This window comes from Streptomyces sp. ALI-76-A (genome assembly GCF_030287445.1).
Taxonomy (GTDB): domain Bacteria; phylum Actinomycetota; class Actinomycetes; order Streptomycetales; family Streptomycetaceae; genus Streptomyces.
Genome location: NZ_JASVWB010000002.1, coordinates 6,144,479 through 6,164,333, shown reverse-complemented (window position 1 = coordinate 6,164,333; position 19,855 = coordinate 6,144,479). Strand labels below are relative to the sequence as shown.

Annotated in this window: 18 protein-coding genes; 8 read left to right on the top strand and 10 right to left on the bottom strand. The window is 70.8% G+C overall.

From position 1 onward, the window contains the following. Nucleotides 1-16 precede the first annotated feature (16 nt). The 6 genes from QQS16_RS28670 to QQS16_RS28645 all read left to right on the top strand — a co-directional run bounded on the left by QQS16_RS28670 (nucleotide 17) and on the right by QQS16_RS28645 (nucleotide 6,318). A complete protein-coding gene (locus QQS16_RS28670; RefSeq protein WP_030611532.1) occupies nucleotides 17-412 on the top strand; it encodes a DUF742 domain-containing protein in 396 nt (131 codons plus the stop codon). After that, on the top strand, nucleotides 393-968 hold the full coding sequence (locus QQS16_RS28665) for a GTP-binding protein (RefSeq protein WP_286064909.1): 576 nt from the start codon (nucleotides 393-395) through the stop codon (nucleotides 966-968). The genes QQS16_RS28670 and QQS16_RS28665 overlap by 20 nt, the downstream gene beginning before the upstream one ends. A gap of 378 nt (nucleotides 969-1,346) precedes the next feature. Continuing rightward, nucleotides 1,347-4,643, top strand: coding sequence for a nitrate- and nitrite sensing domain-containing protein (locus QQS16_RS28660; RefSeq protein ID WP_286064908.1), 3,297 nt, complete (start codon nucleotides 1,347-1,349; stop codon nucleotides 4,641-4,643). A gap of 10 nt (nucleotides 4,644-4,653) precedes the next feature. Then, nucleotides 4,654-5,067 carry a roadblock/LC7 domain-containing protein gene (locus tag QQS16_RS28655; protein ID WP_004983065.1) on the top strand — a complete coding sequence of 138 codons (414 nt, stop codon included), beginning with the start codon at nucleotides 4,654-4,656 and terminating at the stop codon, nucleotides 5,065-5,067. 95 nt (nucleotides 5,068-5,162) lie between these two features. After that, nucleotides 5,163-5,756 carry a DUF742 domain-containing protein gene (locus QQS16_RS28650; protein WP_286064907.1) on the top strand — a complete coding sequence of 198 codons (594 nt, stop codon included), beginning with the start codon at nucleotides 5,163-5,165 and terminating at the stop codon, nucleotides 5,754-5,756. Beyond that, nucleotides 5,737-6,318: a GTP-binding protein gene (locus QQS16_RS28645; RefSeq protein ID WP_009314218.1), complete on the top strand. Its 582-nt coding sequence runs from the start codon at nucleotides 5,737-5,739 to the stop codon at nucleotides 6,316-6,318. Before QQS16_RS28650 ends, QQS16_RS28645 begins: the two co-directional genes overlap by 20 nt. 163 nt (nucleotides 6,319-6,481) lie before the next feature. Here the strand turns inward: QQS16_RS28645 and QQS16_RS28640 are convergent, their stop codons facing one another. The 3 genes from QQS16_RS28640 to QQS16_RS28630 all read right to left on the bottom strand — a co-directional run bounded on the left by QQS16_RS28640 (nucleotide 6,482) and on the right by QQS16_RS28630 (nucleotide 10,867). Then, on the bottom strand, nucleotides 6,482-6,673 hold the full coding sequence (locus QQS16_RS28640) for an acyl-CoA carboxylase epsilon subunit (RefSeq protein WP_286064906.1): 192 nt from the start codon (nucleotides 6,671-6,673) through the stop codon (nucleotides 6,482-6,484). 57 nt (nucleotides 6,674-6,730) lie between these two features. Beyond that, nucleotides 6,731-8,338, bottom strand: a complete 1,608-nt coding sequence (locus tag QQS16_RS28635; protein WP_286064905.1) for an acyl-CoA carboxylase subunit beta — start codon at nucleotides 8,336-8,338, stop codon at nucleotides 6,731-6,733. Nucleotides 8,339-8,491: 153 nt separating this feature from the next. Continuing rightward, the gene (locus QQS16_RS28630) at nucleotides 8,492-10,867 is read right to left on the bottom strand and encodes a polysaccharide lyase 8 family protein (protein WP_286064904.1); all 2,376 of its coding nucleotides are present in this window, start codon (nucleotides 10,865-10,867) and stop codon (nucleotides 8,492-8,494) included. Nucleotides 10,868-10,999: 132 nt separating this feature from the next. Here QQS16_RS28630 and QQS16_RS28625 point away from each other — a divergent pair, with 132 nt between their 5' ends. Then, the gene (locus QQS16_RS28625) at nucleotides 11,000-11,608 is read left to right on the top strand and encodes a YceI family protein (protein ID WP_286064903.1); all 609 of its coding nucleotides are present in this window, start codon (nucleotides 11,000-11,002) and stop codon (nucleotides 11,606-11,608) included. 84 nt (nucleotides 11,609-11,692) lie between these two features. Here QQS16_RS28625 and QQS16_RS28620 read toward each other — a convergent pair whose 3' ends face one another. Continuing rightward, nucleotides 11,693-12,259 (bottom strand): YdeI/OmpD-associated family protein, encoded by a 567-nt coding sequence (locus QQS16_RS28620; protein ID WP_286064902.1) that lies wholly within the window; start codon nucleotides 12,257-12,259, stop codon nucleotides 11,693-11,695. 45 nt (nucleotides 12,260-12,304) lie between these two features. After that, nucleotides 12,305-12,433: a hypothetical protein gene (locus QQS16_RS28615; protein ID WP_286064901.1), complete on the bottom strand. Its 129-nt coding sequence runs from the start codon at nucleotides 12,431-12,433 to the stop codon at nucleotides 12,305-12,307. Nucleotides 12,434-12,615: 182 nt separating this feature from the next. Here QQS16_RS28615 and QQS16_RS28610 point away from each other — a divergent pair, with 182 nt between their 5' ends. Further along, a complete protein-coding gene (locus QQS16_RS28610) occupies nucleotides 12,616-13,398 on the top strand; it encodes a serine protease (protein WP_286064900.1) in 783 nt (260 codons plus the stop codon). Nucleotides 13,399-13,542: 144 nt separating this feature from the next. Here the strand turns inward: QQS16_RS28610 and QQS16_RS28605 are convergent, their stop codons facing one another. From QQS16_RS28605 to QQS16_RS28585, 5 genes are all read right to left on the bottom strand, one after another. Continuing rightward, nucleotides 13,543-14,916 (bottom strand): hypothetical protein, encoded by a 1,374-nt coding sequence (locus QQS16_RS28605; RefSeq protein ID WP_286064899.1) that lies wholly within the window; start codon nucleotides 14,914-14,916, stop codon nucleotides 13,543-13,545. Nucleotides 14,917-15,067: 151 nt separating this feature from the next. Continuing rightward, entirely contained in the window at nucleotides 15,068-16,672 is a 1,605-nt protein-coding gene (gene cimA, locus QQS16_RS28600; RefSeq protein ID WP_286064898.1) for a citramalate synthase, read from the bottom strand. 283 nt (nucleotides 16,673-16,955) lie between these two features. Continuing rightward, on the bottom strand, nucleotides 16,956-17,084 hold the full coding sequence (locus QQS16_RS28595; protein ID WP_286064897.1) for a hypothetical protein: 129 nt from the start codon (nucleotides 17,082-17,084) through the stop codon (nucleotides 16,956-16,958). 258 nt (nucleotides 17,085-17,342) lie between these two features. Next, a complete protein-coding gene (locus QQS16_RS28590; protein WP_286064896.1) occupies nucleotides 17,343-18,431 on the bottom strand; it encodes a branched-chain amino acid aminotransferase in 1,089 nt (362 codons plus the stop codon). Nucleotides 18,432-18,678: 247 nt separating this feature from the next. After that, nucleotides 18,679-19,722 carry a 3-isopropylmalate dehydrogenase gene (locus tag QQS16_RS28585; protein WP_286064895.1) on the bottom strand — a complete coding sequence of 348 codons (1,044 nt, stop codon included), beginning with the start codon at nucleotides 19,720-19,722 and terminating at the stop codon, nucleotides 18,679-18,681. Nucleotides 19,723-19,855 lie beyond the last annotated feature (133 nt).

The window sequence follows — 19,855 nt, the reverse complement described above, 5'->3', positions numbered from 1 at the left end:
CCCGCCCGGAGGATTCATGACCCCGCCCACCGCCTCTCATGATCCGTACGCGGAGCCGTACGAGGATGAGGGCGACCAGCCGCTGGTACGTCCGTACGCGATGACCGGCGGCCGGACCCGGCCGCGCTACCAGCTCGCCATCGAGGCCCTGATCAGCACCACGGCCGACCCGGCGGCGCTCATGGGACTGCTCCCTGAGCACCAGCGGATCTGCCACCTCTGCCGAGAGGTGAAGTCGGTCGCCGAGGTCTCGGCACTGCTGGCCATGCCCCTGGGCGTGGCCCGGATCCTTGTCGCGGACCTCGCGGAGGCCGGACTTGTCGCCATTCACCAGCCGGGCGGCGACGAGAGCACCGGCGCTCCGGACGTGACACTGCTCGAAAGGGTGCTCAGTGGACTTCGCAAGCTCTGACGGAGGCAGGACCACCACCTCCGCGAAGATCGTGGTGGCAGGTGGTTTCGGCGTGGGCAAGACCACGTTCGTCGGCGCCGTCTCCGAGATCAACCCGCTGCGCACCGAGGCCGTCATGACGTCCGCCAGCGCGGGCATCGACGACCTGACCCACACCGGGGACAAGACGACCACCACGGTCGCCATGGACTTCGGCCGCATCACGCTCGACCAGGACCTGATCCTGTACCTCTTCGGAACGCCGGGCCAGGACCGCTTCTGGTTCATGTGGGACGACCTGGTGCGCGGCGCGATCGGCGCCGTGGTGCTGGTGGACACCCGCCGGCTCGCCGACTGCTTCCCCGCGGTCGACTACTTCGAGAACAGCGGCCTGCCGTTCGTCGTCGCCCTCAACGGCTTCGACGGGCACCAGCCGTACGCTCCGGAGGAGGTGCGCGAGGCCCTCCAGATCGGACCGGACACCCCGATCATCACCACCGACGCGCGGCACCGCTCCGACGCCAAGGGCGCGCTGATCACGCTGGTCGAGCACGCGCTGATGGCACGCCTGAGATAGCACGCGAAATCTTCGACGCCATACGGCAGTTGTCGTAGATGTGGCGGAGCCGACTGTGTCCTTTGACACGGTCGGCTCCGGTGTTCATAACGTTTCGGCAGAGGAATCGGGTGGTATGGCCACGCGTCGCGGTCGTCCGGTCTCGCTGCGCGCACGGAGGCCCCGTCTTTTGACGGGGCTCGCTCTTTATGACCGTTTTATCTGAGGCTTACAACACTGCGGATTCTCGCACTCCACTGTTTGGAGGAGCGCAGGCCGCCGTGCTGGAATGCCTGAACTGCCCAATAGTCAACGACGTACACACCGGTCGATGGCGAACTGGGCTCTGAGACACTGCGGCACAACGTTGGTGCCGACCGCCGGAAGGTTGTTGGTCGAGTGAGGCGAAGCAAGAACAGTCCCGAGCCGTCGGCCCGGGGCAACTTCACCCCGCCGCCGCGCGGAGCGGCGCCCCACCCCGTGCCCGGATCGGAACCAACGGCTGTGCCGGCTCCCAGCGGCGGCCGGTTCTCCCCGCGCAACTGGCGGGTGCCGACCCGGCTGAACGCGATCCTGCTCATACCCGTGATGGTCGGCCTCGTCATGGGCGGCTTCCAGGTGAAGAGCTCGATCGACACCTGGCAGGAGGCCGAGGACGCGGAGAACACCGCGCGTCTGGTGCGGGCCGCGCTGGCCTACGGCAACCAGTTGCTCGTCGAGCGTGACGTGACCGCCGCGCCCCTGCTCCAGGGCAAGGGCGAGAAGAACGAGACGGTCGTACAGGCCCGCGCGAACACCGACAAAGCGGCCGACGCCTTCGACGAGGCCGTCCAGAACATGCCGGACCGGCCCAACCTGGTCCGGCGCCTGGAGCGTTTCCGCGAGGTCGAGCCGAACCTGGCGAAGCTCCGCAAGGCCGCCTACACCGACCAGCTCCCCGGCGTGCAGACGGAAGAGGGCTACGTCGCGACCGAGCACCGGCTGCTGGAGTTCGCCAACGAGCTCGGCCTGGGCACCGGCAACATCACCAGCTACGGCCGTACGGTCTACGCCATCTCGCTGACCAAGGGCGCGCTCTCGCTGGAGCGGTCCATCGGCACGCACATGCTGTACAAACCCGGCCCCGGCGCCGCGGACCTGGCCAAGCAGCGCGTCGCCCTCTCGTCGTACGCGTACCTGGAGGGCATCGCCATCCAGGAGTACACGAGCGGTGGCACCGATCAGGACATCGCCAACCTGGAGGCGGCCAACAAGCAGATCAGGGCCGAGGCCGTGAAGATGGCCACCGAGGCCAAGGCGAAGAACCCGGACTACGTGCCGCCGCCCGCCGGCGACACCACGATGGTCACGAAGCTCGCCTCGCTGTCCTCCACGGACACGAGTGAGCGCGCCGCCCTGGCCGAGGAGGGCATCACCGCGGAGAACTGGTGGGCGGTCACCACCCTCAAGTTCAACGCGTACAACGCGATCGAGACGGACCTGGCCGACACCGCGGTGAGCGAGGCCTCCGACATCTCCGACAGCGCCAAGCGCGACGCGCTGATCACCGGTGCCGCGGTCGTGGTCGCCCTGCTCGCCGCGTTCATCCTGGCCGGCATGGTGGCCCGCCAGATGAGCCGCGCGATGCGCCAGCTGCGCAACGCCGCGTTCGGTATCGCCGAGCAGCGGCTGCCGATGCTGGTCGACCAGCTCTCGCGCACCGACCCCGGGCGCGTGGACACCCGGGTGCAGCCCATCCCGATCACCACCCGGGACGAGATCGGCGAAGTCGCCCGCGCCTTCGACCAGGTCCACCGCGAGGCCGTCCGGCTCGCCGCCGAGCAGGCCCTGCTGCGGGGCAACATCAACGCGATCTTCACCAACCTCTCGCGCCGCAACCAGTCGCTGATCGAGGGCCAGCTGACCCTGATCACCGACCTGGAGAACAACGAGGCCGACCCGGACCAGCTGGAGAACCTCTTCAAGCTGGACCACCTGGCCACCCGTATGCGCCGCAACGGCGAGAACCTCCTGGTCCTCGCCGGCGAGGAGCCCGGCCGCCGCTGGGACCAGCCGGTCCCGCTGGTCGACGTGCTGCGCGCCGCCTCCTCCGAGGTGGAGCAGTACGAGCGCGTCGAGCTGTCCGGCGTCCCGGAGGCCGAGATCCACGGCCGCGCGGTCACCGACCTCGTGCACCTGCTGGCCGAGCTGCTGGAGAACGCCACCACCTTCTCCTCGCCGCAGACCAAGGTCCGCGTCACCGCGACCCGGCTGCCCGACGGCCGCATCATGATCGAGATCCACGACAAGGGCATCGGCCTCACCGCCGAGGACTTCGCGGACATCAACCACAAGCTGGCCAACCCGCCGACCGTGGACGCCGCGATCTCCCAGCGCATGGGCCTGTTCGTGGTCGGCCGGCTGTCCGACCGGCACGGCATCCGGGTCCAGCTGCGCCCCTCCGGCGAGCAGGCCGGCACCACCTCGCTGGTCATGCTCCCCGACGCGATCACCCACGGCGGTGGCGGCGGCGAGCAGCAGTCCGACCGCGACGAGTTCACGGTCTCGCAGATCATCCCGGAGCAGAACTTCGGCGGCGAGAACTTCTCCAACGGACTGCCGATGCGCACGGCCGCGGAGCTGGGCTTCGACGACAGCCGCTACTCCGAGGTCCCGGACGACATCCGGGAGCTGGACCCGGTGGGCCGCTCGCTGCTGCGTGAGGAGCGCCGCGCGGCCCTGGAGTCCCAGTCGCAGGGCCAGCCCGGCACACCGGACGTGGACAATCCGTCGTACGGGGACGCGTTCGACGCCCCCTCCGGCTACGACAACGGCCAGGGCGGCTTCCCGGAGCAGCAGCCGGCCGCCTACGACCGTCAGCAGCCGACGTACGACGAGCAGCAGCAGTCGTACGAGCAGCCGCGGCAGCCGTCGTACGAGGAGCAGCAGCGCTCGTACGAGGAGCAGCAGCAGCGGCCGGCGTACGACGAGCCGTACTACGCGCCGAACGGCGGTCCGCCGCAGCACGACCCCTTCTCCGCGAACGGCGGCGGCTACCCGGAGCCGGCGTATGCGGAGCCCGCCCTGGAGGAGCCCGCCGCCGCCCGTGGCGGTGCGCAGGAGACGTTCCCCGCCCTTGAGGAGCAGCCCTACCAGGACGACTGGCCGCAGACCGACGGCTACCGCAACGGATACCCGGACCAGTACGCTCCGGAAGCGGAATCCGCGCAGGCCGCTGACGTGAGTGAGCAGGACCGCGTAGGCTTCGACCGTCCGGGACCGACCTCCTCCGTCGCCCACGAGCTGACCGATGCCGGGCTCCCCCGCCGCGGATCCACCGCGAGCGGTGCCACCGGCTCGGGCGGCACGCGGCACGCGAACCAGGAGCCGTCGGCCCCCTCACCGGAGAGCAACGGCAGCGGCAGCTGGCGGTCGGCCAACGACGAGCGCTGGCAGCAGGCCTCGCAGCTCCGGAAGGGACCCAAGGCGGGCGGGGTCACCTCCTCCGGCCTGCCGAGGCGGGTGCCCAAGGCCAACCTGGTCGAGGGCGCCGCCGAAGCCACCCCCCAGGGAGGCCCACAGGTCTCCCGTGCGCCCGAGGACGTCCGGGGCAGGTTGAGCAACCTGCGCCGCGGGGTCCAGCGAGGACGTAACGCAGGCAGTGAAACGAACGGCCAGGGCTTCGGTCCTGACAGCACCTACAACCAGGAGCGTTAGTGTGAGCCCGATGAGCCAGGCGGCGCAGAACCTGAACTGGTTGATCACCAACTTCGTGGACAACACCCCGGGGGTGTCCCACACGGTGGTGGTCTCCGCCGACGGACTCCTTCTGGCGATGTCCGAAGGCTTTCCGCGCGACCGTGCCGACCAGCTCGCGGCCGTCGCCTCCGGTCTGACGTCACTGACGGCAGGCGCCTCCCGTATCTTCGAGGGCGGCAGTGTGAACCAGACGGTGGTGGAGATGGAGCGGGGGTTCCTCTTCATCATGTCCATCTCCGACGGTTCCTCGCTCGCGGTTCTCGCGCATCCGGAGGCGGACATCGGCCTCATCGGCTACGAGATGGCACTCCTGGTGGACCGTGCCGGTACGGTCCTGACGCCCGATCTGCGCGCGGAGCTCCAGGGGAGCCTGCTCAACTGACAGACAGACGGTGCGTTTTGGCGTCCCGAGGCCATAAGGTTTCGGGACGCGGTTCCACAGTGATGGAGCCCGGCACAGTCGGAGGAGGAGAGAAAGTGGCAACACCCCCAGGCGGTTCACCTTCGGGTAACTGGTCGTACGGCCCTGGCCAGGGTCAGGGCGACGGTTCCCAGAACCCCAACCGTTACAACTTCCCCTCCACTCCGAGCCAGCGGCGTCAACAGCCGTACGCACCCCAGAACCCCCAGGGTCCCGGGCCGTCGCCGTACGACCAGCCGCAGGCACCGCGCATCCAGCCCGTGCAGCCGCAGCGACGCACCCCTGAGCCTTCACCCGCGGGAGGCGCCAGCAACCCCCTGGTGCGCCCGTACGCCATGACGGGCGGCCGCACCCGCCCGCGCTACCAGCTCGCCATCGAGGCGCTGGTGCACACCACCGCGCAGCCGCACCAGATGCAGGGCCAGTTGCCCGAGCATCAGCGGATCTGCAACCTCTGCCGTGAGATCAAGTCGGTAGCCGAGATCTCGGCCCTTCTGACCATCCCTCTCGGCGTGGCCAGGATCCTCGTCGCCGACTTGGCGGAGGCGGGCCTGGTCGCCATCCATCAGCCCGGCGGCGACGAGAGCGCCGGCGGCCAGCCAGACGTGACACTGCTCGAAAGGGTGCTCAGTGGACTTCGCAAGCTCTAGCGGAGGGCCTTCCCGCTCCACCACGTCCGCGAAGATCGTGGTGGCTGGCGGCTTCGGCGTGGGCAAGACCACGTTCGTCGGCGCCGTCTCGGAGATCAACCCGCTGCGCACCGAGGCCGTGATGACGTCAGCGTCGGCCGGCATCGACGATCTGACCCACACCGGGGACAAGACGACCACCACGGTCGCCATGGACTTCGGCCGTATCACGCTCGACCAGGACCTGATTCTGTACCTCTTCGGTACGCCGGGCCAGGACCGCTTCTGGTTCATGTGGGACGACCTGGTGCGCGGCGCGATCGGCGCGATCGTCCTGGTCGACACCCGCCGGCTCGCCGACTGCTTCCCCGCGGTCGACTACTTCGAGAACAGCGGCCTGCCGTTCGTCATCGCCCTCAACGGCTTCGACGGTCAGCAGCCGTACAACCCCGACGAGGTGCGCGAGGCGCTCCAGATCGGCCCCGACACGCCGATCATCACGACGGACGCCCGGCACCGGGCCGACGCGAAGTCGGCCCTGATCACCCTGGTGGAGCACGCGCTGATGGCGCGGCTGCGGTAGGCCTGTTCGGGGACTGCCTGCCGTCGCGGCCCCCGATCTCTCCCGCCGGAGAGATCGGGGGCCTTCGTGCGTGGGCGTCGCCCTCCCGTGCCCACTGCCAGTGACCACGCGAACGGCCCCGCCCTCCGAAGGAGGGCGGGGCCGTTGAACGCGCGCTGAAAGGTCAGTGCCAGCTGTGCGGGGCGCGGAAGCCCGGCTCGCGCTCCAGGCGGCGCCAGCCGGCCTTGGGGCGGCCGCGGTGGGCCGGCGCTTCGGACGGCCGGGCGGCGGCCCGGGCCAGCAGGATCGCCGTGAGAGCGGCGACTTCCTCGGGCTCGGCGTGGCCCTTCTCGACACGAATGTCAGGGGTGTTCATGGGTGTCAGTCTCCGTGAGAGAGGTTTCCGCGGGGGTACCGCGAAGGATCCGCCTGGTTACTGCGGGGGGTTGCCGTGCTTGCGGGACGGCAGGTCGGCGTGCTTGGTGTGCAGCATCGCCAGGGACTGGATGAGGATCTCGCGGGTCTCCGCGGGGTCGATGACGTCGTCGACCAGGCCGCGTTCTGCCGCGTAGTAGGGGTGCATCAGCTCGGACTTGTACTCCTTGACCATGCGGGCCCGCATGGCCTCGGGGTCCTCCGCCTCCGCGATCTGGCGGCGGAAGATGACGTTGGCGGCACCCTCCGCGCCCATCACGGCGATCTCGTTCGTCGGCCACGCGTACGTCAGGTCCGCGCCGATGGACTGGCTGTCCATGACGATGTACGCACCTCCGTAGGCCTTGCGCAGGATCAGGGAGATCCGCGGGACGGTCGCGTTGCAGTAGGCGTACAGCAGCTTGGCGCCGTGGCGGATGATTCCGCCGTGCTCCTGGTCGACACCCGGAAGGAACCCCGGGACGTCCAGGAAAGTGACGATCGGGATGTTAAAAGCGTCACACATCTGGACAAAGCGCGCAGCTTTTTCCGACGCCTCGATGTCCAGGACCCCGGCCAGCGACTGCGGCTGGTTGGCGACGATGCCGACGACCTGGCCGTCCAGGCGGGCCAGCGCGCAGATGATGTTCCGCGCCCAGCGCTCGTGGACCTCCAGGTACTCGCCGTCGTCGACGATCTCCTCGATCACCTTGGTCATGTCGTACGGACGGTTGCCGTCCGCCGGGACCAGGTCCAGCAGGACGTCCGAACGGCGGTCCGGCGCGTCCGCGGACTCCGCGCGCGGCGGGTTCTCGCGGTTGTTCTGCGGGAGCATCGACAGCAGGTAGCGCACCTCGGCGAGGCACGTCTCCTCGTCGTCGTAGGCGAAGTGGCACACACCCGACGTCTCGGCGTGCACATCCGCCCCGCCCAGCCCGTTCTGGGTGATCTCCTCGCCGGTGACCGCCTTGACGACGTCCGGACCGGTGATGAACATCTGCGAGGTCTCGCGGACCATGAACACGAAGTCGGTCAGCGCCGGACTGTAGGCCGCGCCGCCCGCGCACGGACCCAGCATCACCGAGATCTGCGGGATCACCCCGGACGCCTTGGTGTTGCGCTGGAAGATGCCCCCGTAACCGGCCAGCGCCGAGACACCCTCCTGGATCCGCGCGCCCGCCCCGTCGTTCAGCGACACCAGCGGAGCCCCGGCCGCGATCGCCATGTCCATGATCTTATGGATCTTCGTGGCGTGCGCCTCGCCCAGCGCGCCCCCGAAGATCCGGAAGTCGTGCGCGTACACGAAGACCGTACGGCCCTCCACCGTCCCCCACCCGGTGATCACACCGTCCGTGTACGGCTTCTTGGCCTCCAGACCGAAACCGGTCGCCCGGTGCCGGCGCAACTGCTCGACCTCCCGGAACGAACCCGGGTCCAGCAGCAGCTCGATACGCTCCCGCGCGGTCAGCTTCCCCTTGGCGTGCTGCGCCTCGGTCGCCTTCTCGCTCGGGCCGGCCAGCGCCTGCGCACGGATCTCGTGCAGTTCGGCCACTCGCCCGCGCGCGTCCGTCGGCTCAGCCGTCAACTCGTCCGTCGACTCACCCGGCGCCTCATCCAAAACGGTCATGTAGCGACCTTACGAAGCCCGGCAAGGAAAGCTCGCCGTCGACTCCGCACAGTGTCCGGACCGTTTTCCTGGTGCCACTGAACAGAACCTCGACCGCATGCAGCCGTTCTGACTGCTCAGAGGGGCCCGCGCTTGTAGGGGTCAGACAAACCGTCAGCTGAGAGTCACCTCACATTCATGGGTGGCACATGCCTTCCCCGGGGTGACACGCAGGCGCAGTCGGCGGCCTGTGGCGAGCACCTCGACGGTGTCGTCCGCCCGTATCACCGTGCGCACCGGCCGGTCCCAGGTGATCTCCAGGGGTTCACCCGTGCGGGGCGGCTCGCTCACGCAGAGCGTAGCGGTACGGCCCCGGCGGCGGACCAGGACGCTCGCGCCGGCGGACGCGGTGAGCGGGCCCGCGCTGCCGGGCTGCCAGAAGTTGGCGGCCGTGAGACCGAGGGAGGGGACGTGGACCGCCTGGCGGGCGCTGTCGTTGGCCAGGACCTCCAGCCGGCGGCGGTCGGCGGCGCGGGCGGCGACCGTACGGCGGGATGCTCCGGGCAGGAGGAGGTAGGCGTACGAGGCGTCCTCCGGGTCGGTGCCGTGGTCCAGCCAGAGGGTCTGCCAGCGGCGGGTGCCGCGCTCGGTCGTACTGGTGGTGTTGATGTCGGACCAGGCACCGGTGCGGTCCTCCCGCAGGGCGCTGAGGCTCCCCTCGACGATCACCCAGCCGCCGTGGTCCTCCAGATGGGCCCAGCCGGGGCCGCGCACGAAGGACTGGGTGCCGCCCTCCCCCAGGTTGCGGTTGTCGACGACCGTCTCGACCGGGACGCCGTCGGCGCAGGTGATGCCCGCGCCGAGGCAGATCACCGCGTCGGCGACGCAGAACCACGACTTGCGGGCCTGGAGGGTGGAGTCCAGCCCCTTGAGGTGCTGGCCGATCGCCGCGTACTCGCCGTCGGTGGTGCCGCCGACCCACCGGACGTCCGGCTTGGGCGCGCCCCACTCGCCGCCCGCCCGGTCCGGGAGCCGCTTGGTGGAGACGGTGGTGCCGGGGAGGCGGTACCAGTCGACGGTGGGCCAGTACCAGTCGGTGTACTGGTCCGAGCGGCCGGCCGGCCACCAGGAGAGCATCCCGGCGCCCGTGTGCCAGCCGCGCGGGTTCTCGCCGTTGCCGCACTCGTAGTGGGCGATGCGGTCGCTGGCCATGGCGATGTTCGCGGTGAAGGCGGGCCGGCGGTGCACGGCGCGGTCCATCGCCGGGAAGAGGCGGTGGCCGAGGGGTTCCGGGGCGGCCGGTACCGGGGAGGCGGCGACCGCGTGCAGGCGGGCCAGGTCGGCGACACCGTACTGACGGGCCGTCACGATCGGTGTGACGGTGTCCCGTTCGATCCAGCCCTTGACGCGGGCGTGCCAGCGGTCGCGTTCGGCCGGGCTCGCTCCGGCGGCGAGCAGCGCGATGGCGGCGATGAGGCCCTGGCCGTGGAAGTGGTCGCCGCGCAGGACCCGGCGGTCGTCGCCCTTGAGCAGACCCCGGCTGATGGCACGGCCGTTGACGCTGTCCATCACCAACCCGTCGTGGATCAGGGGCGCGTAGGCGTGCTCGACGCTGTCCAGGACGGTCTGCCGGTTCGGGTCGGTGACCTCCCACGCGGATCCGGCGAGCAGGGCGAAGAGGCGGCCGAGCCCGTCGAGCATGACCTGGCCGTACGTTCCCGAGTAGGCGACCCAGGTGTGCTGGACGAACGAGCCGTCGGCGTGGAGCCCGTCCCCCTCGGTCACGTACGGGAAGACCGGCGAGAGCGCGTCCCGGGCGAGGGCGATCTTGGCGGGGTCGCGGCCCAGGACACCGCGCAGGGCGACGGAGCGGCACAGGTCGACGCGGTTGGCGCCGGTGGAGGTGCCGGAGTAGTCGGCCAGCATGGTGTCCGGGACGAAGTGGTCGACGGCGGCGCAGGCGGCGGTTCGCCGGGCCTCGGTGAGGTGCTCGTAGAGGGCGGCCGTGATGTCCATGAGCAGGCGGGGGCTGCCGATCTGCCACTCCCACCAGTTGCCGTAGCGGGTGGTGGAGGGGTGGTAGACCGTGGCGGAGAGGTGGTCGAGGCCGCGGAGCACGTCGGCGCGGAGCCCTGGGTCGCCGGTCGAGCCGGTGCCCTCGCGGACGCAGGCCTGGGTCATGGTCCACAGGCGGGCGTAGCTCCGGGTGATGCCGGCGGGCGGGTCGTAGGGGCGGTCCGGCCACAGGGAGGTGGCGGTGGGGGCCATGGTGGCGCGGAAGCCGCGGGCGAGGTCGCCGGTCTCGGCGAGGCGGGAGGCGTAGGGCTCGGCCGTGGGGTCGTATCCGGTGCCGAGGGCGAGGTCGAGCCAGCGGCGGCGGAGGGTGTCGTAGGGGTCGGCGGTGGTGCCGTGGTCGTTGTCGTCGGCGGCGCGGGGCGCGGAGCCACCCGGGGCGGCGGTCGCCAGGAGGGCGGCGGTGAGCAGGAGGGCTCGGCGGGTGGGCCGCCGGGAGGCGAGGGACAGGGCGAGGGCGCGACGCCGGGAGGTCATGACCGTCGTCTACCACCTCGGCGCCGTCGGGCCAACATTTCGCCGATGCCGTTGAAGCGCACCCGGAATAGGTCTACGGTCATCCCTGTTGGCATCGTTGAATATTCAACATCAATCCACCAGGAGCACGCCATGAGCATCTTCGGCCGCAAGGACACCGCCGACACCGCCACCGCCACGCCCGCCGCCGTGAACCCGGACCTCGCCGCCCTGACCGGCGACTACACGATCGACCCGTCCCACTCCACGCTCGGCTTCGTCGCGCGGCACGCGATGGTCACGAACGTCAAGGGCAAGTTCCTGGACTTCAGCGGCTCGCTGCACCTGGACGGCACCGACCCTTCCGCCTCCACCGCGTCCATCGACGCCAGGATGGACAGCATCGACACGGGATCCGCGGACCGCGACGGCCACCTCAAGAGCGCGGACTTCTTCAAGGCGGACGAGTTCCCGACCATGACGTTCCGCTCCACCAAGGCGGAGGCCCTGGGCGGCGACGACTACCGCATCACCGGTGACCTGGAGATCCTCGGCGTCACCAAGTCGCTCACCATCGACCTGGAGTTCAACGGCGCCGCGAAGGACCCCTTCGGCAACGAGCGCGTGGGCTTCGAGGGCAAGGCCGAGATCCTGCGCTCCGACTGGGGCCTGACGTGGAACGCCGCGCTGGAGACGGGTGGTGTCCTGATCTCCGACAAGATCAAGCTGAACTTCGACATCTCGGCGATCAAGAACGCCTGACCCCTCTGACGCCGGCGTCCGAGACGCCCGCCCGAGCGCGCCCGCCCCTCCGCTGTCACTGCGGACGGGCGGGCGCTCGGCTTGTCACCCCCGCTCCAACCTGAGGACGACCGCCGCCAGTTGAACCTCCCGGCGCTCCGGGGTGCGGGCACGCAGGACGGGGAGCATGGCCAGGTAGCGGTCCGTCCTGCCGAGGCGTTCGAAGGCCTCCTTGGCCCGCGGGTGCCGCTCCAGCGCGGCGGCGAGGTCGTCGGGGACCGTGGCCTCGCGCTGCGACTCGTACGCCGCCGCCCACCGCCCGTCCGCCCGCGCGGCCGCCACCTCCGCGAGCCCGCCGGGCCGCATACGCCCGGCCCGCGTCAGCTCCTCCACCCGCCGCACGTTGACCATCGACCAGAGACTGCCGGGCCTGCGCGGGGTGATCCGCTGGAGGTAGTACGAGGCGTCCAGTCCCTTGCGCTGACCGGTGATCCAGCCGTGGCACAGGGCGACGTCGTTGACATCGGCGGCGGTGACGGAGGGCAGGCCCGAGCCCTTCTTGGCGATCTTGATCCAGAGGCCGGGGTGCGGGGCGGGATGGTCGGTGAGCCAGGCGTCGAGATCGGTCACGGAGCTGAAGGGGCGGGGGTGCGGCTCGTCGGCTCGGGGCATGGGGAGAACCGTAGGCGGGTTCGCGGGAGACGGTGAAGACCCACGTCAGCCGGGTCCGGTCCAGGCCGGCCTCAGGGACCGGACGCAGGCGGTGGTCAGGGCGTACCGGTCGGGGCTGGTGGTGCCGCGGGTGCCGTAGGGCGCGGCGGCCGGCGGCACGAAGGAACCGGACACGGGTGGCCGGATCCCACCCCTTGTGTGAGTGCTTGCGGGGTTCTCATAATCCAGCAACAGATTTCGTCCTGCGCATGCCGGCGCCCCGGCGCTTCTTTGTTACCGGGCATGACATGCACACGTCAATTCTGTGTTTCGGTTGCACGCGTCCCGAGCTCAACCCCCCACGGAAGGGCACCACGTTGAAGAGACTCCTCACGGCCCTCAAGAGATGCGCGGCCGTCGGCGCCGCCGCCCTCGCGATCGCCAGTCTTCAGCCCGTCTCGGCCGCCCAGGCCGCCCCCTCGCCCGTCGTCGGCGGCACCCGCGCCGCGCAGGGCGAGTTCCCGTTCATGGTCCGGCTCTCGATGGGCTGTGGCGGTGCGCTGTACACCCAGCAGATCGTGCTGACGGCCGCGCACTGTGTGGGCTCCACCGGCGCCAACACCAGCATCACCGCCACCGCCGGCGTCGCGGACCTGCAGTCCACCAGCGGGCGGGTCCAGGTCCGCTCCACATACGTCTACCGGGCCCCCGGCTACAACGGCACCGGCAAGGACTGGGCGCTCATCAAACTCGCGCAGCCGATCAACCTGCCGACGCTGAAGATCGCCACGACCACGCAGTACAACACCGGCACCTTCACCGTGGCCGGCTGGGGCTCGGCCTCCGAGGGCGGCTCCCAGCAGCGCTACATGCTCAAGGCGACCGTGCCCTTCGTCAGCGACGCCACCTGCCGCGGCTACAGCGGCTACAGCGGCCTGGTCGCGAGCGAGGAGATCTGCGCCGGCTACGCGGCCGGCGGCGTCGACACCTGCCAGGGCGACTCCGGCGGCCCGATGTTCCGCAGGGACGCGAGCAACGCCTGGATCCAGGTCGGCATCGTCAGCTGGGGCATCGGCTGCGCCCGGCCGAACGCCCCCGGCGTCTACACCGAGGTCTCCACCTTCGCCTCCGCCATCGCCTCGGCCGCGTCCTCGCTCTGACGCAGCCATCTCACTCCCGCACGCCCGCACGGGCCCGGCGCCGTCCTTCCGCGCCGGGCCCGTGCCCGTGTCCGCCGGCTCCCGGCTCCCGGCTCCCGGCTCCCGGCTCCCGGCTCCCGGGGCGCCGCTCCCGCGACCCGCGCGTCAGAACCCGCCGCCGCCGAAGTCCCCGCCCCCGCCGAAATCTCCGCCGCCGAAGTCCCCACCGCCGAAGCCGCCGCCGAAGTCGTCGCTGCTGAAGTCCGCGCCGGAGACGTCGCCGCCCTCGTGACCGGCGCCGGCGAAGTCCCCGTAGCCGGAGCCGTAGTCGGCCGCGTAGGCCGGGGTGGCCATCATGCTGCCGAGCATCGTGCCGACGAGCAGGCCGGGCAGGATGCTGCCGCCGAAGTAGCCGCCCGCCCAGGGCCCGTAGGCGGGGCCCGCCTCCCAGTACGGGCGGCGGCCGTACTCGGTGTCGACCTCGCGGACCACCGGGTCGAGGCCGTCGGCCAGCCGGGTCCGGTCGGCCGCGCAGACCGGGACCTCCCGGGTCGCGCCCCCCGGCGGCGTCCAGATCGCGTCGGCGACCGAGGGTCCGTGCCGCGGGTCGAAGAAGCAGGGCGGCCGGCGTTCGGGCAGCGGCCGGCCCTCACGGCGGGCGGCCAGCTCGGCCAGCGCGAAGCGGCCGTCGTCGAGGGTCTGGGTGACGGCCCGCACGTCCTCGGGCTTCCCGGCCGCCGCCATGGCCGACTTCGCCCGGTCGTAGGAGTCCAGCGCCCGCTCGTAGGCGGCGCGCATGGCGTCGTCCGCGCCCGCCTCCCCCGGATGGAAGTCGAGCCGGTCCAGTTCCTCGCCGAACGCGGTGATGTCCTCGTCGACGACGACCCGCAGCTGCTCCAGCGCGGCCCGCTGTTCCTCCTCGTGCCGACGCCGGTTGCGCCGGACCAGCGCGTAGGCGCCGCCACCGCCGACGGCCAGGACGACCCCGGTGGTGATCAGTCCGGCGGTGGACACCCCGCCGCCGTCGGAGGAGTCCCAGCCGGCGGGGGCCGAGCCGCCCATGTTGGCCAGGGCCCGGTCGGTGAAGTCGTCGAGCTGTGTGCCCGCGTCGCGCTCGCCCCGCACGCTGCCGACCAGATTCCGTACGGCGTCCCGCGGCAGGACCGAGGAGTCGGCGCCGGCGTCGAAACGGTCGCCGACCCGGACCGCGTACAGACCCGTCACACCGGTGGCCGTGCGCAGGTCGCGCAGGAGGCCGTCGGTGGGCTGGTCCGCGGGCAGCACCGCCACGAAGAGGGCCTTGTCCGCGTCCCTGATCTGCTCGGCCAGCGCGTCCGCCTCGGCGTCCGAGAGCTGAGCGGACGCGGCCGGATCGACGTAGACCGGGTTCTCGCGCAGGGCCTCGGCGACCGCCGAGACACCCGTGGCCGCCTCGGCGCGCGGGGCGCCGGCCGTCAGGACGGTCAACGCCGTCAGGACGGCGAGCGCCAGCGTGGCCAGCAGTCCGGCGAAGCCTCGGGTCGAAAGTGCGACCTTCATACCGACCTTCATACTTCGAAGCTACCCGAAAGCCAGGGAAAAAGGGCCATTCGGGCGAGCGAAAGGCGGCGCCCCGACCCGCCCGGTACGCCACCGCCGGCTCACCCGACGCCCCTCCGCACCGCCCCCGGCGGACCGGCGCGTCGCCCACCTACTCCGCCGGCTGCACCCCCGCCCGCAGCAGCCCGTAGGCGTACGCGTCCTCCAGCGCCTGCCAGGAGGCCGCGATCACGTTCTCGGCGACGCCCACCGTCGACCACTCCCCCGCCCCGTCGGACGTGGAGATCAGGACGCGGGTCGTGGACTGGGTGCCGTGGACACCCTCCAGGATGCGGACCTTGTAGTCGACGAGGTCGAGCTTGGCGAGCTGGGGGTAGATCTTCTCCAGGGCGACGCGCAGGGCGCGGTCGAGGGCGTTGACCGGGCCGTTGCCCTCCGCCGTGGCGACGATGCGCTCGCCCTTCGCGTAGAGCTTGACCGTGGCCTCGTTGGCGTGGGTGCCGTCGGGGCGGTCCTCGACGATCGCACGCCAGGACTCGACGTCGAAGTACTTGAGGGGCTTGCCCTCGACCTCGGCGCGCAGCAGGAGTTCGAAGGACGCGTCGGCCGCCTCGTACGTGTAGCCCCTGAGCTCGCGCTCCTTCACCCGGTCGACCACCCGGCCCACCAGCGCCCGGTCGTCGCCGAGGTCGATGCCCAGTTCCTTGCCCTTGAGCTCGATCGAGGCGCGGCCCGCCATGTCGGAGACCAGCATCCGCATGGTGTTGCCGACCTGCTCGGGGTCGATGTGCTGGTACAGGTCCGGGTCGACCTTGATGGCGGAGGCGTGCAGGCCGGCCTTGTGGGCGAAGGCGGAGACGCCGACGTAGGGCTGGTGGGTGGAGGGGGTGAGGTTCACGACCTCGGCGATGGCGTGCGAGATGCGGGTCATCTCGCGGAGCTTGCCGTCGGGCAGGACCTTCTTGCCGTACTTCAGCTCCAGGGCCGCGACCACCGGGAACAGGTTGGCGTTGCCGACCCGCTCGCCGTAGCCGTTGGCCGTGCACTGGACGTGGGTGGCGCCCGCGTCCACCGCGGCCAGGGTGTTGGCGACCGCGCAGCCCGTGTCGTCCTGGGCGTGGATGCCGAGCCGGGCGCCGGTGTCGGCCAGCACCGTCGAGACGACCGCCTGGACCTGCGCCGGGAGCATCCCGCCGTTGGTGTCGCACAGGATCACGACGGACGCGCCGGCCTCCGAGGCGGTCCGGACGACCGCCTTCGCGTACTCGGGGTTGGCGCGGTAGCCGTCGAAGAAGTGCTCGCAGTCGACGAAGACGCGGCGGCCCTGTTCCGTCAGGAAGGACACCGTGTCGCGGACCATCTCCAGGTTCTCGTCCAGCGTCGTGCGCAGGGCGAGTTCCACGTGCCGGTCGTGCGACTTGGCGACCAGGGTGATCACCTGGGCGCCCGACTCCAGGAGCGCCCTGACCTGCGGGTCCTCGGACGCCTTGCCGCCGGCCCGGCGGGTGGCGCCGAAGGCGACCAGCCGGGCGTGCCTGAAGTCGATCTCCTGCCGGGCGCGGGCGAAGAACTCGGTGTCCCTCGGATTGGCGCCGGGCCAGCCGCCCTCGATGAAGCCCACGCCGAAGTCGTCCAGGTGCCGTGCGATGGCCAGCTTGTCCGCGACGGTGAGGTTGATGCCCTCCCGCTGCGCGCCGTCGCGCAGGGTGGTGTCGAAGACGTGGAACGAATCGTCGAGTTCGCTGGTTTCGGTCATGGTGTCAAGGCTCCTGTGTTGGATCTCGGTCTACCGGAATGACCGGCTCCACCGCCCCCACGTAGTCCCTCACGCTCTCGCCTCCGGCTTCGGGTGGGCCAGAAATGCGAAAAACCCCTCGCGGGTGCGAGAGGTCTGCGCGCGGGTCGAGGACGACGGTGTCCACCCGTACCTGGTCGTACGTGATGGTCACTGCGGACCGGCGCGCCTGCTGCCAATAATCGTGGCGAACGAGAGCACGCGGGCAGTCTGGCACAGTCCGCCCCCGTGCTCACCGTCCGTCTCAGGATGCGAGCACTCGGTTGATCACTTCAGGGCGGATGCGGACGTGCGTGATGTCGTGGGTGTCATCGGGCAGGAGGTCGGCGGCGCTGCCGCTGAGGGCGGCCTGGCGGCCGTGCCGGTCGATCACCGGGAGGGGCACCCCGTAGGGGCCGCTGGGTCCGGGTCCATCCGCCGTGTCGCGTACGGCCCGGGCGGGGAGTCACGTGTCCGCGAGGGGACTCTCGCCCAGGAACTCCCGTACGCGGCCGGGAACCGTCCCCGGTCACATCGCGCGTCGGACAGGGCCCGTGTGCCGGGCGGCGACGGACCGGGAACGCGTGCGGGGCCGCCGCGGACACCGAGTCCACGACGGCCCCGCAGGCGCCCACCGGCGCCCGTCCCACGCCTAACCCAGCTGGTGCATCCAGCCGTGCTTGTCCGGCGCCGTCCCGCGCTGGATGTCCAGCAGGGCCTGACGCAGCCGCAGCGTGACCTCACCGGGCTCGCCGCCCGACTGCTGCCACTCGGCGGTCGCGCGCTTGACCGTGCCGACCGGGGTGATCACGGCAGCGGTGCCGCAGGCGAAGACCTCGGTCAGGGTGCCGTTCTCGGCGTCCCGCTGCCACTGGTCGATCGACACGCGGCCCTCCTCGGACGCGTATCCGAGGTCGCGGGCGACGGTGAGGAGCGAGTCACGGGTGACGCCCTCCAGGATGGAGCCGGTGAGGGCGGGCGTGACGATCTTGTCGCCGTACACGAAGTACAGGTTCATGCCGCCGAGTTCCTCGACCCACTTGTGCTCGACCGCGTCGAGGTAGCAGACCTGGTCGCAGCCCTTGGCGGCCGCTTCGGCCTGGGCGAGCAGGGACGCGGCGTAGTTGCCGCCGGTCTTCGCGTCACCCATGCCGCCGGGGACGGCGCGGACACGGTCCTCGGACAGCCAGATGGAGACCGGCTTGACGCCGCCCGGGAAGTAGGCGCCGGCCGGGGAGGCGATGACCAGGAAGAGGTACTCGTTGGCGGGCTTCACACCCAGGCCGACCTCGGTCGCGATCATGAACGGCCGCAGGTAGAGGGACTCCTCGCCGCCGTGCGCCGGGACCCACGCCTGGTCCTGCCGCACCAGCGCGTCGCACGCCTCGATGAAGGTGTCCACCGGCAGCTCCGGCATGCCGAGCCGGTGGGCGGAGGACTGGAAGCGCAGCGCGTTCTTCTCGGGGCGGAAGCTGGCGACGGAACCGTCGGGCTGGCGGTAGGCCTTGAGGCCCTCGAAGATCTCCTGCGCGTAGTGCAGGACCATCGTCGCCGGGTCGAGGGAGAGGGGAGCGTACGGGACGAGCTGGCCGTCGTGCCAGCCGCGGCCCTCGGTCCACTTGACCGTCACCATGTGGTCGGTGAAGTGGCGGCCGAACCCGGGGTTGGCCAGGATCGCCTCACGCTCCGCGTCGGAGAGTGGCGAGGCCGAGGGCTTGAGCTCGATCGTGGGCGTCGTCATGAGTGGTGTCCTTCACCGGTTGTAGTGACGGGCCGCGCTCACGCCCGTACTGCCAGTGGCCAGTGTCAGGACGTCCGAGCATTCCCTCAATCCGCGGCTCCACGTTCGATTATCTCAAGCGGGGAGCCGGGGACGTGAACAGCGTGCGTGCGGCCCAGAGGATGATGGTGGCACCCGGCGGGGACATGCGAAAGCCGCCGGGTTCGGTGACCCGGCGGCTTCGAGGGGGTTCGGGAAGCTCGGCGGATCAGCCGGCTACTCGTACGGCGAGCGCGTCGCCGATCTCCGTGGTGGAACGGGCGGGCTTGCCGGTGCGCTCCGCGAGGTCGGCGGAGACGGCGTCCTCGATGCGGCCGGCCTCGGACTCGTAGCCGAGGTGACGCAGCAGGAGGGCGACGGACAGGACCGTCGCGGTGGGGTCGGCCTTGCCCTGGCCGGCGATGTCCGGAGCCGAGCCGTGCACGGGCTCGAACATCGAGGGGAACTCGCCGGACGGGTTGATGTTCCCGCTCGCGGCGACGCCGATGCCGCCGGAGACGGCCGCGGCGAGGTCGGTGATGATGTCACCGAAGAGGTTGTCGGTGACGATCACGTCGAAGCGGGCGGGGTCGGTGACGAGGTAGATCGTCGCCGCGTCCACGTGGATGTAGTCCGTGGTGACCTCGGGGAACTCGGCCGCCACCTTGTTGAAGGTGTTGGTCCACAGGTGACCGGCGAAGGTCAGCACGTTGTTCTTGTGGACCAGCGTCAGCTTCTTGCGCGGGCGGGCCTGGGCGCGGGCGAAGGCGTCCCGGACCACGCGCTCGACACCGAAGGCCGTGTTCACGGAGACCTCGGTGGCGACCTCGTGCTCGGTGCCCTTGCGGATGGTGCCGCCGTTGCCGGTGTACGGGCCCTCGGTGCCCTCGCGGACCACGACGAAGTCGATCTGCGGCTCGCCGGCCAGCGGGGTGGCGACACCCGGCAGCAGCTTGGAGGGGCGCAGGTTGACGTGGTGGTCGAAGGCGAAGCGGAGCTTGAGCAGGAAGCCGCGCTCCAGGACGCCGGACGGCACCGACGGGTCGCCGATCGCGCCGAGCAGGATGGCGTCGTGCTTCTTCAGCGCGTCGAGGTCGGCATCAGTGAGGGTCTCACCGGTGGCGTGGTAGCGCTTCGCGCCGAAGTCGTAGTCCTTGGTCTCCAGCTTCACATCCTGCGGGAGGACGGCGGAGAGGACCTTCAGGCCTTCGGCCACGACTTCCTGGCCGATGCCGTCACCGGGGATCACTGCGAGATTGATGCTGCGAGACATGTCGGCACCGTACTCCTTGTCCCATGGGATGACATGAGCCGTCCGCGATACGGACACGGCGGAACGCGTTCACGCCATCCCGTTGCCGCGTGTTCACCCGTACGGTGGGCGGGTGTTGAGGTCCGCTGGGAAG

Coding starts and splice junctions, on each gene's coding strand:
- QQS16_RS28620 (WP_286064902.1), bottom strand. CDS start 12,259: ATGCCCCGAGCCGACGAGCCGCACCCCCGCCCCTTCAGCTCCGTGACC.
- QQS16_RS28655 (WP_004983065.1), top strand. CDS start 4,654: ATGAGCCAGGCGGCGCAGAACCTGAACTGGTTGATCACCAACTTCGTG.
- cimA (WP_286064898.1), bottom strand. CDS start 16,672: ATGACCGAAACCAGCGAACTCGACGATTCGTTCCACGTCTTCGACACC.
- QQS16_RS28625 (WP_286064903.1), top strand. CDS start 11,000: ATGAGCATCTTCGGCCGCAAGGACACCGCCGACACCGCCACCGCCACG.
- QQS16_RS28640 (WP_286064906.1), bottom strand. CDS start 6,673: ATGAACACCCCTGACATTCGTGTCGAGAAGGGCCACGCCGAGCCCGAG.
- QQS16_RS28585 (WP_286064895.1), bottom strand. CDS start 19,722: ATGTCTCGCAGCATCAATCTCGCAGTGATCCCCGGTGACGGCATCGGC.
- QQS16_RS28605 (WP_286064899.1), bottom strand. CDS start 14,916: ATGAAGGTCGCACTTTCGACCCGAGGCTTCGCCGGACTGCTGGCCACG.
- QQS16_RS28670 (WP_030611532.1), top strand. CDS start 17: ATGACCCCGCCCACCGCCTCTCATGATCCGTACGCGGAGCCGTACGAG.
- QQS16_RS28590 (WP_286064896.1), bottom strand. CDS start 18,431: ATGACGACGCCCACGATCGAGCTCAAGCCCTCGGCCTCGCCACTCTCC.
- QQS16_RS28630 (WP_286064904.1), bottom strand. CDS start 10,867: ATGACCTCCCGGCGTCGCGCCCTCGCCCTGTCCCTCGCCTCCCGGCGG.
- QQS16_RS28635 (WP_286064905.1), bottom strand. CDS start 8,338: ATGACCGTTTTGGATGAGGCGCCGGGTGAGTCGACGGACGAGTTGACG.